Source organism: Rhodococcus sp. UNC363MFTsu5.1 (assembly GCF_000686785.1).
Lineage (GTDB): Bacteria > Actinomycetota > Actinomycetes > Mycobacteriales > Mycobacteriaceae > Rhodococcus_G > Rhodococcus_G maanshanensis.
The window spans coordinates 83,997-95,928 of the sequence record NZ_JMLO01000022.1; the positions used below are offsets into that span (position 1 = coordinate 83,997).

General features: G+C 69.5%; 11 protein-coding genes. 7 read left to right on the top strand and 4 right to left on the bottom strand.

Annotated elements, in window-relative coordinates; translation table 11 throughout:
• Nucleotides 1-27 precede the first annotated feature (27 nt).
• The 3 genes from BR31_RS0117645 to BR31_RS0117655 are packed head-to-tail and all read left to right on the top strand — an operon-like array spanning nt 28 to nt 2,464.
• The gene (locus tag BR31_RS0117645) at nt 28-996 is read left to right on the top strand and encodes an ATP-binding cassette domain-containing protein (protein ID WP_231496542.1); all 969 of its coding nucleotides are present in this window, start codon (nt 28-30) and stop codon (nt 994-996) included.
• The gene (locus BR31_RS0117650) at nt 993-1,754 is read left to right on the top strand and encodes an ABC transporter permease (protein WP_027502136.1); all 762 of its coding nucleotides are present in this window, start codon (nt 993-995) and stop codon (nt 1,752-1,754) included. Before BR31_RS0117645 ends, BR31_RS0117650 begins: the two co-directional genes overlap by 4 nt.
• Nucleotides 1,755-1,786: 32 nt before the next feature.
• Nucleotides 1,787-2,464 (top strand): SDR family oxidoreductase, encoded by a 678-nt coding sequence (locus BR31_RS0117655; RefSeq protein ID WP_027502137.1) that lies wholly within the window; start codon nt 1,787-1,789, stop codon nt 2,462-2,464.
• A 193-nt stretch (nt 2,465-2,657) separates the two neighbouring features.
• On the opposite strand, the gene BR31_RS0117660 is transcribed toward BR31_RS0117655, so the two are convergent.
• A complete protein-coding gene (locus BR31_RS0117660; RefSeq protein ID WP_027502138.1) occupies nt 2,658-3,335 on the bottom strand; it encodes a PaaI family thioesterase in 678 nt (225 codons plus the stop codon).
• Nucleotides 3,336-3,480: 145 nt separating this feature from the next.
• Nucleotides 3,481-4,242, bottom strand: a complete 762-nt coding sequence (locus tag BR31_RS0117665) for an IclR family transcriptional regulator (protein WP_027502139.1) — start codon at nt 4,240-4,242, stop codon at nt 3,481-3,483.
• A 69-nt stretch (nt 4,243-4,311) separates the two neighbouring features.
• Between BR31_RS0117665 and BR31_RS0117670 the strand changes: the two genes are divergently transcribed.
• Genes BR31_RS0117670 through dmpG form a run of 3 tightly spaced genes read left to right on the top strand, consistent with a single transcriptional unit; the run spans nt 4,312 to nt 7,126 of the window.
• The gene (locus tag BR31_RS0117670; RefSeq protein WP_027502140.1) at nt 4,312-5,136 is read left to right on the top strand and encodes a 2-keto-4-pentenoate hydratase; all 825 of its coding nucleotides are present in this window, start codon (nt 4,312-4,314) and stop codon (nt 5,134-5,136) included.
• The gene (locus tag BR31_RS0117675; RefSeq protein WP_027502141.1) at nt 5,133-6,077 is read left to right on the top strand and encodes an acetaldehyde dehydrogenase (acetylating); all 945 of its coding nucleotides are present in this window, start codon (nt 5,133-5,135) and stop codon (nt 6,075-6,077) included. The genes BR31_RS0117670 and BR31_RS0117675 overlap by 4 nt, the downstream gene beginning before the upstream one ends.
• Nucleotides 6,074-7,126 carry a 4-hydroxy-2-oxovalerate aldolase gene (gene dmpG, locus BR31_RS0117680; RefSeq protein ID WP_269321357.1) on the top strand — a complete coding sequence of 351 codons (1,053 nt, stop codon included), beginning with the start codon at nt 6,074-6,076 and terminating at the stop codon, nt 7,124-7,126. Before BR31_RS0117675 ends, dmpG begins: the two co-directional genes overlap by 4 nt.
• A 154-nt stretch (nt 7,127-7,280) precedes the next feature.
• Here the strand turns inward: dmpG and BR31_RS0117685 are convergent, their stop codons facing one another.
• Nucleotides 7,281-8,159 (bottom strand): alpha/beta fold hydrolase, encoded by an 879-nt coding sequence (locus tag BR31_RS0117685; RefSeq protein ID WP_027502143.1) that lies wholly within the window; start codon nt 8,157-8,159, stop codon nt 7,281-7,283.
• A gap of 181 nt (nt 8,160-8,340) precedes the next feature.
• On the bottom strand, nt 8,341-9,843 hold the full coding sequence (locus BR31_RS29090) for an MFS transporter (RefSeq protein ID WP_231496543.1): 1,503 nt from the start codon (nt 9,841-9,843) through the stop codon (nt 8,341-8,343).
• Between the two features lie 1,106 nt (nt 9,844-10,949).
• Here BR31_RS29090 and BR31_RS0117695 point away from each other — a divergent pair.
• Nucleotides 10,950-11,932: ATP-binding cassette domain-containing protein (locus BR31_RS0117695; protein ID WP_037177131.1), on the top strand; the 983-nt coding region annotated here is incomplete at its 3' end.

The window sequence follows — 11,932 nt, forward strand, 5'->3', positions numbered from 1 at the left end:
GTCGGTGGGTCTGCTTATCGTGGGCCCATGAGCATCCCAGCCATGATCAGCGTCTCGGGACTCGCGCGCACCTTCTCGACCAAGACCGGACCCGTCGAGGCCGTCAAGGGCATCGACTTCCAGGTGTACGAGGGCGAGATCCTCGGCCTGCTCGGTCCCAACGGTGCGGGCAAGACGACCACACTGCGCATGATCAGCACCCTCATCAACCCGACCGCAGGCGAGGCCACGGTGTCCGGCGCGGACCTGCGCCGGGACCCCCGCGGGGTCCGTTCCCGGATCGGATACGTCGCGCAGGGCGGGTCCACCAACGAGGAGGAGCTGGTCCTCGACGAACTGATCCTGCAGGCCAGGCTGTTCGGGCTGAGCAAGACGACCGCAGTCGCGAACGCCGAGGCGCTGCTCGCCGCCCTCGACCTGGACGGCCTCGGCGGCCGAAAGTGCAAGCAGCTCTCGGGCGGTCAACGCCGACGGGTGGACATCGCGCTCGGACTCGTGCACCAGCCGAACCTCATCTACCTCGACGAGCCGACCACCGGCCTGGACCCGCAGAGCCGCGCCAATCTGTGGGACCACATCCGCTCGCTGCGCGACCGCGGCACCACCATCGTGCTCACCACGCACTACCTCGACGAGGCCGACGCCCTCTGCGACCGCATCCTGGTGATGGACCACGGGGAGATCGTCGCGGAGGGGACCCCGGACGAGCTCAAGCGGCGCATCTCGGGCGACGTGATCAGCCTCGAGATCGCCCCCGAGCTGACGGCGCGCGCGATCGCGGTGGCCGACGACGCCCTCGACCTCCGCTCGCAGCTGACCGAGGGCCATCACATCCACCTGACCGTCGCGCACGGCGACGCGGCGGTCATCCCGCTGTTGCACGCGCTGCAGGGGGCAGGCATCGTGCCCGGCTCGCTCACCGTCAAGCGACCCAGCCTCGACGACGTGTTCCTGACCGTGACCGGGCGATCCCTTCGGGACGGAGACCAAGCATGACCTTCTTCAACGAGACCGGCCTGATCTTCTGGGCGCACCTGCGCGCGAACCTGCGCAACCCGCTGTGGGTCCTGATCGGGTTGACCCAGCCGATCCTGTACCTGGTGCTGTTCGGTCCGCTGCTCGAGGGCGTCGCGGGCCCGATGGGCGCGGGCACCGATCCCTGGCTGCTGTTCACGCCCGGACTGATCATGCAGATCGGACTGTTCGGCTCGATGTTCGCCGGCTTCGCGATGGTCTATGAGCTGCGCGCCGGGATCATCGAACGCCAGCGGGTCACCCCGGCCAGCCGCGGGGCCCTGCTGCTCGGCCGGGTGCTCAAGGACATGGTGGTGCTCATGGTCCAGGCCACCATCCTGACCCTGGTGGCGGTGGTGCTCTTCGACCTGCGGCCCAACCCGCTCGGCTTCGTGCTGACGCTGATTCTGGTCGCCATCATCGCGGCCGGGATGTCCTCCGCCTCGTATGCGCTCGCCCTCGCGACGCGCTCCGAGGATTCGCTGGCCTCCGTGCTGAACATGGTTTCGGTTCCGCTGCTGCTGCTTTCGGGGATCCTGCTGCCGATGACCCTCGGCCCAGGGTGGCTGCAGACCCTGGCGCGGCTCAATCCGCTCTCGCACACCGTCGACGCCGCTCGCGCCCTGTTCCGCGGCGACTTCGGGTCCTCCGACGTCTACATCGGCACCCTCGTCACCGTCAGCCTCGCGCTGGTGCTGGGCCTGATCGGGGCCCGCACCTTCGCCAAGGAGAACGCATAGGGCGCCCCGGCGGTTCGGCTAGCCTCGACTCCATGCGTCCGACTGCACTGATCACCGGGGCGAGCCGCGGCCTCGGCGCCGCCATCGCCCGCGAGCTCGCGCCCACCCACGACCTGTTGCTCGGCGCGCGCCGACCCGAGTCGCTGGAGCCGATGCTCGCGGAGCTGCCCGGTGCCGTCGGCCTGCCTGCGGATCTCACGGACCACGGCGCGGTCGCCGCCGCGGTCGCGGGAATCGAGAGTCTCGACGTCCTCGTGCACAACGCGGGTGTGGCCGAGCTCGGCCCGATCGCCGAGACCCCCGCCGAGGCGTGGCGCCGCTCGTTCGAGTCGAACGTGGTGGCCGTCGCGGAGCTGACCCGGCTGCTGCTGCCCGCACTGCGGGCGGCGAACGGACATGTGGTGCTGATCAATTCGGGCGCCGGACTCCGCGCCAACGCCGGCTGGGGCGCCTACGCGGCCAGTAAGTTCGCCCTGCGCGCGTTCGGCGATGCGCTGCGGCTGGAGGAGCCCGCCCTGCGGGTGACCTCGATCCACCCGGGCCGGATCGACACCGACATGCAACGCGACATCATCGGGACCGAGGGCGGCGCCTACGACCCGGACGAGTTCCTCAAGGCCAGCAGCGTCGCGGGCGCGGTACGGGGCGCGATCGAGACGCCGCGCGACGCACACCCGACCGAGATCATCTTGCGCCCGATCGCACGGTAGAGCGCGTCGCCGCGGACTCGGATCACAGACTCGGCTCGCCGGGCAGGACGTCCGCAGTGTCCGGGGTCAGGTCCAGTTGCGGCGCGCCGGTTCTCGGAGCGAGGTGCCGAGGCTCCGGACCGTCGGGCGCGACGGTGTCGATTCCGACGCCGCCATCGGGCGCCGACCCCGCCGCGGTCCGGGCGGGAGACCGTCAGACCGGATCGGAGACCGTGGCGCTGTCCTTGCCCCGAGCCCAGCGCGGCAGGATGAAGACCCCCTCCGCCTCGACGCAGACACCGTCCGGCCCGGCGAGATGCCCGGTGACGATGGTCTTGACGCCCTCGAGGCGATCGATGCGCGCCTCGGCGTGCAGCGCGCCGAGCGGGGTGGGGCGGCGGTAGCGCAGGGTCAGCGTCCCGGTCATTCCGGGGGCACCGCCCGCCTCGGCCGCCGCACCGAGAACCTGATCGAGCACCAGCGCGGACACCCCACCGTGAGTCAGTCCGGCGGGTCCCTCGTAGGCCGCACCGAGGTGGAAATCGGCCCAGGCTCGACCGTCCGGTTCGCACTCGACGACCAACGGCGGCGCGACCGCGTTGCGGAGCCCGGCCGCGGCGTTGCCCCAGGCCCGCTTCTGGCCCGAGGCGCCCCATCGCACGCCATAGGGTCCTGGGATCATCCGCTGCCGCAGCAACCGCTTCGCGGACTCGATGTGCTCCTGCGCCGCACGCACCTCGGGGTCGTCGACCTCGGTCAGCAGCGCGATCTCGATCAGCTCCCTGACGCTGTCGGTCAGCGGCCCGTACAGGTCCGCCTGCCGCGCGATCTCGTCGTCGGACACGCCGTCCGCTACGTAGAACTGCTGTTGATGAGCGATCGAGTCAGTCACAGTGCCTCACTAGTGCGGGAAGTCGACACCGGGCACGAGGGCAACGGTCCTGGTGCACGGCGCGTCATGCATGCGATGTGCACTCTACATACGGTGCCCGGCCGCCCCCGCGCCGCGCTGCGATGGCGGACGGTCCCGATTCCCCCTACCGGAGCCGCTCGCGGCGCGCCAAGGTACTCCCCAGCCCTGCGGCCGCCGCACGCACGGCTCCGACCTGACCCTCCGGTCGGAACCGTCCGGTCGGCCCGGTGACGCTGATGGCCGCGAGGGGCTCCTCGCCCTGGCCGAGCACCGGCGCGGCCACACAGGTGAGGCCGAGCGCGGACTCCTCGTGCTCGAAGGCCACGCCCGTCTCCACGATCCGTGTCAGCTGGCGACGCAGCAGCCCGGGGGCAACCACCGTGTGCGCGGTGCGCCGGGTCATCGGCGACGCGAGCACCTCCTGCTGGATCTCCGGACCTGCATGCGCGAGCAGGGCCTTGCCGATCGCGGTGCAGTGCAACGGATTTCGTCCACCGGTTCGGGAAGGGGACTTCGCCTGACGGTGGCCACCGATCTTCGCGATGTACACGACGTCGTGGCCCTCCCGCACACCGAGGTGCACGGTCTCGTGGGTCCGCTCGTACAGGTCCTGCAGAAACGGCATCGCGACTTCGAGCAGGCTGCGCTCGAGCGATGCCCGCATCCCCAGCTCGAAGAGGCCGCCGCTGAGTCGGTAACCGCCCTCGACGCGGTCGAGCAGTCGGTTCGCGACGAGTTCCCCCGCGAGGCGGTGCACGGTCGCCTTGTGCAGCCCCGTCCGCCGGACCAGGTCGGCGAGGGTGAGGACCTGGTCTTCCGCCCGGAAGGCACGCAGGATCGTCACCGCCTTGCCGAGCACGGTGTCGAGGTTCGCGGCGGCCGTCATCATTCGAGCGTATCGCTGAGTGAGACGAAGGGCTGGTTCGGCCGCACGGATCCCGTAACAGTAGGGACCATGAGCCAGCCCACGAACTCCATCGCGGCGAGCGAGTCCGACATCGCCGCCGCCGCGGACCGCCTCGCGGCCGCAGCCGCGGCCGGTGCGCCCTGCACGCCGGTGCGGGAGCTGATCGGCGCCGACGACCTCGCCGCCGCCTACGCCGTCCAGCAGCGCGTCAACGACCTCCGGCAGCAGGCCGGCGCCAAGATCGTGGGCCGCAAGATCGGCCTGACCTCGGTCGCGGTCCAGCAGCAGCTCGGCGTCGACCAGCCCGACCTCGGCGTCCTGTTCGACAACATGGCGTACGCCGACGGCGCCGACATCCCGATGAGCCTGCTGATCCAGCCGAAGATCGAGGGCGAGGTCGGCTTCGTGCTCGGCGCCGACCTGGCCGAGGGCCCGCTGGATGCGGCCCAGGTCCGCGGCGCGATCGAGTACGCCGTCGCCGCACTCGAGGTCTGCGACAGCCGCATCGAGAACTGGGACATCCGCTTCGGCGACACCGTCGCCGACAACGCGTCCTCCGGCGTGTACGTCCTCGGGACCGAGCGCCGCACCCTCGACGAGGTCGCACCGGTCGACGTCGTCATGTCGATGGCCGTCGACGGCCAGGAGGTCTCCTCCGGCAACGGCGCCGCCTGCCTCGGCGACCCGATCGAGGCCGTGGTGTGGCTCGCCCGCGCGGCGCGCGACCTCGGCCAGCCGCTGCTCGCCGGTCAGGTCATCCTGTCCGGCGCCCTCGGCCCGATGGCGACCGTCGCCGCCGGCAACACCGTCACCGTCACCGTGTCCGGTCTCGGCACCGTGACCGCCCGTTTCGTGGGAGAGAAGGAAGCATGAGCAAAGTCAAGGTCGCGATCATCGGATCGGGCAACATCGGCACCGATCTGATGATCAAGGTGCTCAACCATTCGGAGTACCTGGAAATGGGCGCGATGGTCGGTATCGACCCCGCCTCCGACGGTCTGGCACGGGCCGCGAAGCTCGGCGTGCCGATCACCGCGGAGGGCGTCGAGGGCCTCGTCGGGCTCCCGAACTTCGACGAGATCGAGATCGTCTTCGACGCCACGTCGGCGAAGGCCCACATCTCGAACGATGCGCGCCTGCGCCCGCTCGGCAAGCGCATGATCGACCTCACCCCCGCCGCCATCGGGCCGTACGTGATCCCCGCGGTCAACGGCGACGACCACCTCGACGCCCCGAACGTGAACATGGTGACGTGTGGTGGCCAGGCCACCATCCCGATGGTCGCGGCCGTCTCCCGGGTCGTCCCGGTGGCCTACGCCGAGATCGTCGCCTCGATCGCGTCGAAGTCGGCCGGCCCCGGTACCCGCGCCAACATCGACGAGTTCACCGAGACCACGTCCGCCGCGATCGTGTCGGTCGGCGGCGCCAAGCGCGGCAAGGCGATCATCATCCTGAACCCCGCCGAGCCGCCGCTCATCATGCGCGACACGGTGTTCTGCCTCGTCGACGCCCCGGACCCGGCGACGCACGACGAGATCCGTCAGTCCGTCGAGAAGATGGTCGGCGACGTCTCGGCCTACGTCCCCGGCTACCGCCTCAAGCAGCAGGTCCAGATCACCGAGATCCCCGCCGACCAGCCGGTCGAGACGCTGGTCGTCGACGGCAACCGCCCGACCCACCAGGTGTCGATCTTCCTCGAGGTCGAGGGCGCCGGACACTACCTGCCCGCTTACGCCGGCAACCTCGACATCATGACCTCCGCCGGACAGCAGATCGCGGAGCGGATCGCACAGAAGAAGGAAGCCACCCAGTGAGCACTCCCACCACCCGCCCGACGAGTAACCCCACCATCTTCGTCCAGGACGTCACCCTCCGGGACGGCATGCACGCGGTGCGCCACCGGATCTCGCCGGAGGACGTCAAGCGAATCGTGACCGCCCTCGACGCCGCGGGCGTCGACGCCATCGAGGTCGCCCATGGTGACGGTCTCGCAGGCGGATCGGTCAACTACGGCCCCGGCTCGAACACCGACTGGGAGTGGATCGAGGCCGCGGCGGATTCCATCAAGAACGCTCGGCTGACCACGCTGCTGCTGCCCGGTGTCGGCACCATCGAGGAGCTCAAGCACGCCTACAAGCTGGGTGTGCGATCGGTGCGCATCGCGACGCACTGCACCGAGGCCGATGTCTCCGCGCAGCACATCGAGACCGCCCGCGAGATCGGCATGGACGTCTCGGGCTTCCTGATGATGAGCCACATGGCGCCCGCGGAGGAGCTCGCCAAGCAGGCCAAGCTGATGGAGTCGTACGGCGCGCACTGCGTCTACGTCACCGACTCGGGCGGACGCCTGACCATGGGCGGGGTCCGCGACCGGGTCCGGGCCTACAAGGAGGTGCTCAACGAGGGCACCGAGATCGGCATCCACGCCCACGAGAACCTCTCGCTGTCGGTGGCCAACAGCGTCGTCGCCGTCGAGGAGGGCGTCTACCGCGTCGACGCGTCCCTCGCCGGACACGGCGCGGGCGCGGGCAACTGCCCGATCGAGCCGTTCATCGCGGTCGCCGACCTGTACGAGTGGAAGCACGGCTGCGACGTGTTCGCCCTGCAGGACGCCGCCGACGACATCGTCCGCCCGCTGCAGGACCGGCCGGTCCGCGTCGACCGCGAGACCCTGACCCTCGGATACGCGGGTGTGTACTCGAGCTTCCTGCGGCACGCCGAGATCCAGGCCGAGCGGTACGGGGTCGACGTCCGCACCCTGCTGCTCGAGGCCGGCAAGCGCAAGCTGGTCGGCGGCCAGGAGGACATGCTGATCGACATCGCACTGAACATCGTCGCGGAGCGTGAGGGCGCGAGCGCCTGAGCCAGGCATCTCTCCTCTCGGGCGCTGTGACCGTTTCGGTCACAGCGCCCGAGTCGTTTTCGGAGCATTCTCTCGAGCGCTACCGCACCTGAAACCAAAAACGCAGCGCCGAGGCGTCTTTCGACGCCTCGGCGCTGCGCGCTTCGGGTGACGATCAGGGCCGGCCGGCCGCGTCCTTGCGACGCAGGAAGGCCAGGACGGCGCTCTCGAATGCGTCCTTCTGCTCGATCATCGCCCAGTGTCCGCAGTTGGGGAACACGTGCAGTTCGGCGTTGGGGATCGTGCGCATCGGGATCAGCGCCATGTCCAGCGGGCTGACCCGGTCGTCGCGACCCCAGGTGAGCAGCGTGGGCGCCTTCACCTTGTGCATCATCGCCCACGGCGGCGGCGCGTCGGAGGCCTCCATCGCCTTGACCATCATCGAGAAGGCCACCTTGCTGTACATCCGGCGCGCGCTGTCGAGGGTCTCCGGATCGGTGGCCTGGGTCCAGCGCTCCTCGATGAGCTCCTCGGTCACCATCGCCGGGTCGTAGACCATCGAGTGCAGCCACTGGATGAGGCGCTCGCGGGTCGGCGCCTCGGTGAACTCCTGGAGCAGCTTGATGCCCTCGCCGGGGCCGGGGCTGAAGATGTTCTTGCCGATGCCGCCGATGGTCACCAGCCGGCGCACCTTCTCGGGGTGAGCGATGGCGTAATTGATGGCGACGCCGCCACCCATCGAGTTGCCGATGATGTCGACGCTGTCGAGCCCGAGGGCGTCGACGAACTTCACCACCGACTCCAGGGCGGTGACCATCGGGTGACCACCGAAGTCGTCGCTGACCCCGAAGCCGGGGAACTCGAGGACCAGGCAGCGGAAGTGCTCGGCGAAGACACCGAGGTTGCCGCGGAAGTTGCGCCAACCGGTGACGCCGGGGCCAGAGCCGTGCAGCAGCAGCAGCGGGGGCCCGTCACCGGCCTCGTGGTAACGCAGGATGCCCGACTCCGTGGAGATCTCCCGAAGAGTGCCCTCGTAGCTCAGGTCCGATGTCATCGCCTACCTCCGTCTCGACAGGCGGTATAGGTCCGCCAGTGTTCACCGTCACATTGCCACTGCGGGCACCGGACACCCAGACGCTGTTCCGGTCAGTGGGCGAATCCGACACCGAAACGGGTGAAGGGCACCCCCGTCCGGTTCCGACCGGACGGGGGTGCCCTTCAGTTGGTGAGGGCGATCAGTCGACGGTGGCCATGGCCGGCTCGCCGGAGGCCTGGGCCGCCGGGACCTTCACCTGCTCGATGCGCTTCGGCAGCAGCAGCGCCGCCGCGAGGCACGCGACCGAGGCGGCCGCCGCGATCAGGAAGGCGACCTTGAAGCCGCTGTCGGTGTAGAACACGACGCCCTGCGTCATCTCGAGCGGGATCGGCGCGATGTGCGAGTTGTTCATCACGGTGAACGCGATGACCGGCAGGGCCGCAGGGAACACGCTCTGGAACACGCCGACGATGCTCGCGGTGGACGCCTGCAGCTGCGGCGGGACCGCCTCGATCAGCAGGTTGGGGATCGAGGCGTAGCCCAGGCCCATGCCGAGGCCGACCAGTCCGGCGAAGACGATCAGCAGGCCCTTGGTGTCGTGCGAGTAGGCGGTCAGGGTGCAGCCGAGAGCGGCGGAGGCGGCGCCGAGCGCCAGCAGCAGCCGCGGCTTGACGTTGCGGCCGACGAGCATGCCCACGATGAGGCCGCCGACCACCGTGAGGGCACCGATCGGCGCCTGGAAGACCGCGAAGCCCTCGGCGTCGACGCCGAATCCGTAGCCGAGGCCCATGATCGCCGGCGTCATGGCCAGCATCGGCAGCAGCATGGTGTACAGGCCGCTGACGCCGTACATGAAGCCGGCCGCGGTGGCGGTGAAGGCAACGGAACGACGGCTCAGCACCTTCAGGTCGATCAGCGGCTCCTTGACGGTGCCGGCGGTGACCAGCCACGCCACGACCAGCGCGACGCCACCGAGCAGGTAGGCCAGGGTCGAGCCCGACTTCCAGCCCCAGGTCGGGCCGAAGCTGATGCCGATCAGGATGCCGGCAATGCCCGCACCCAGCAGGGCCGCACCGAGGAAGTCGAGGCGCGAACGCAGCCGGACCTGGGACTCGGAGGTGCTGACGAAGATCATCACGGCGAGCACCGCGAGACCGATGACGAAGAACCAGAAGATGCTGCGGAAGCCGTGGTTGTCGATCAGCCAGCCGGTGAGGAACGGGGCGGGGATCGCGATCAGGCCCATGCCGCTGGTCGCGATGCTCACGGCCAGCGCGATGGTCTTGGCCGGGAACACGTCACGGATCAGCGAGTAGCTCAGGAACAGGCAGGGCACCAGCAGACCGGTCAGCGCGCGTCCGGCGATGAGCACGGCGTAGCTGCCCGCGATCGCCGAGATGAACGATCCGAGCGCGGCGCCGACGATGCAGGCCAGCAGCATCTTGCGCTTGCCGTACATGTCGGCCAGCTTGCCGATCAGCGGGGCGGTGACCGCGCCGAGCAGCAGGAACGACGTGAGCAGCCACGCACCCTGCGTGGTCTGGTAATGCGCGGCGATCGCCGGCAGGGCCATCGAGATCATCATGTAGCTGACCGCGAGCATCTCGAGAACGAGCACGATCGAGGCCAGCGAGAAGATCAGGCGGGGCGTCCACTTTTCGGGTGCGGACGAGCTTCCCTGGGCGCCGGGGGGCTGCGACATCTCGCCGCCTGTGCGGGTGGTGACCATCGTGGTGGGGTCCTTCCGGGATACCAATAAATCTCAGGCCCAATGGATTTCAGGCCTCGATGTGCGATCCGGGCACGTGTGCGGCACGGACTACAAGGGGGTGGAGCTGTGCACCCGGCGAACTCGCACCGAATGTGTAATCCACATCACAGGGCGTCGGCGCCAGTGCGGCCAGTCACAATTCCGTTCAGTGGGACGATTGCCGCCGACCCGGCGCGTAAATCGGACGAAACCGACCCGCTCCCGGATCGCCACCCCCGCTCAGCTCTGCAAACGCCGTCCACCGAGCGACGCGGCGGCGTATCACATGTGCCCCAAAACCGACCACCACGTCGGCTCCGGAAACACCCGGCCGCACATGCGGCGCCGAGCAGGCGCGGACCGTCCACCGGACCCCTCCTCGTCCGGCGGCGCCGGCCGGCCCGCATCGGCCACACCGGGCGACCCGAGGCGTCAAACGTCTGGGAGCGCTCGACGGTCGACGGTCGCGTGCGCCGATGTGAGCTACTGACGCAACGGATTTCAGTTGTCCGGAGTCGTCGGATGCCCCATCCGTATGAGCAGCGGACCGGGCCTCGACGCCGGATGGCCGCCGACGCTCGGTGAGCCCGACCCCACGACACGTCGACGATCGCGCCCCGCAGCGACCCTGCTCGCACACTTTTGACACGGTCGGGGCCACCTCGTACAGTGCCCCGCTATGCATGTCCGTTCCGCCGCGAAGACCCGAGGCCGGCTTCTCACCGGCCTGATCTGGGTACAGAGAACGCAGCGCTAGAACCCATTCTCAGCACTGTTCGCGACGGTGCATGCATTCAACGGCCCCTGATACGCCGCCGTACCCCGTCCCGGGTCGACGCCGCGATTCGCACGTCCGGCCGGCGAGAAATGGCACGCGAAATCGACGTGTAACCGTCGCGACGAGCCGTCCGGAGACGAACGGCTCGGGTGCAGCCTTCCCTGGTTCACGCCTCGGACATCGAGTTCAGCACAGCCTCAGGACAGACCGCGACGCCCGCCCTCGAGGTCGTGTGCTGCGCGCGCGCCGAGGCACATTCGTTTTCTTTCAGGAGATTTCATTGATTACCGCTACTGACCTCGAAGTTCGTGCCGGTGTGCGGACCCTGCTCTTCGCGCCGGGCCCGGCCCTGCGGGTCCAGGCGGGCGACCGGATCGGTCTTGTCGGCCGGAACGGTGCGGGCAAGACCACCACGCTGCGCATCCTCGCGGGTGAAGGTGAGCCCTACGCGGGCGAGGTGATCCGCGGCGGGGACCTGGGTTACCTGCCGCAGGACCCGAGGGAGGGCAACCTCGACGTGCTCGCCAAGGATCGGGTGCTCTCTGCCCGCGGCCTCGACGAGATCCTCCGCAGCATGGAGAAGCAGCAGGCGATCATGGCGGAGGCCGTGGACGACGCCGAGCGCGACAAGGCGATCCGCAAGTACGGGCAGCTCGAGGACCGGTTCTCGGCGTCGGGCGGCTACGAGGCGGAGTCCGAGGCGGCCCGGATCTGCAGCAGCCTCGGGCTGGCGGATCGGATCCTCGCCCAGCCGCTGCGCACCCTCTCCGGTGGTCAGCGCCGCCGCGTCGAGCTGGCCCGCATCCTGTTCGCCGCCTCCGACGGATCCGGCGGCCGCTCGGACACCATCCTGCTGCTCGACGAGCCCACCAACCACCTCGACGCGGACTCGATCACCTGGCTGCGTGGGTTCCTGCAGAACCACGACGGCGGGCTGATCGTGATCAGCCACGACGTCGAGCTCCTCGGCGACGTGGTGAACCGGGTGTGGTTCCTCGACGCGGTCCGCGGGGAGGCCGACATCTACAACATGGGCTGGAAGAAGTACCTCGACGCCCGCGCCACCGACGAGCAGCGCCGCCGCCGTGAGCGCGCGAACGCGGAGAAGAAGGCGGGCGCGTTGCGGGTGCAGGCCGCCAAGCTCGGTGCGAAGGCGACGAAGGCGACCGCGGCGCAGAACATGGCCAAGCGGGCGGACAAGCTGATGGCCGCCCTCGACGAGGTCCGGGTCTCGGACAAGGTCGCGCACATCCGGTTCCCGGA

Excerpts from the sequence above, each read along its gene's own strand:
- BR31_RS0117665 (WP_027502139.1), bottom strand. The coding sequence starts at position 4,242 with ATGACGGCCGCCGCGAACCTCGACACCGTGCTCGGCAAGGCGGTGACG.
- BR31_RS0117655 (WP_027502137.1), top strand. The coding sequence starts at position 1,787 with ATGCGTCCGACTGCACTGATCACCGGGGCGAGCCGCGGCCTCGGCGCC.
- BR31_RS29090 (WP_231496543.1), bottom strand. The coding sequence starts at position 9,843 with ATGTCGCAGCCCCCCGGCGCCCAGGGAAGCTCGTCCGCACCCGAAAAG.
- BR31_RS0117670 (WP_027502140.1), top strand. The coding sequence starts at position 4,312 with ATGAGCCAGCCCACGAACTCCATCGCGGCGAGCGAGTCCGACATCGCC.
- BR31_RS0117645 (WP_231496542.1), top strand. The coding sequence starts at position 28 with ATGAGCATCCCAGCCATGATCAGCGTCTCGGGACTCGCGCGCACCTTC.
- BR31_RS0117685 (WP_027502143.1), bottom strand. The coding sequence starts at position 8,159 with ATGACATCGGACCTGAGCTACGAGGGCACTCTTCGGGAGATCTCCACG.
- BR31_RS0117675 (WP_027502141.1), top strand. The coding sequence starts at position 5,133 with ATGAGCAAAGTCAAGGTCGCGATCATCGGATCGGGCAACATCGGCACC.
- BR31_RS0117650 (WP_027502136.1), top strand. The coding sequence starts at position 993 with ATGACCTTCTTCAACGAGACCGGCCTGATCTTCTGGGCGCACCTGCGC.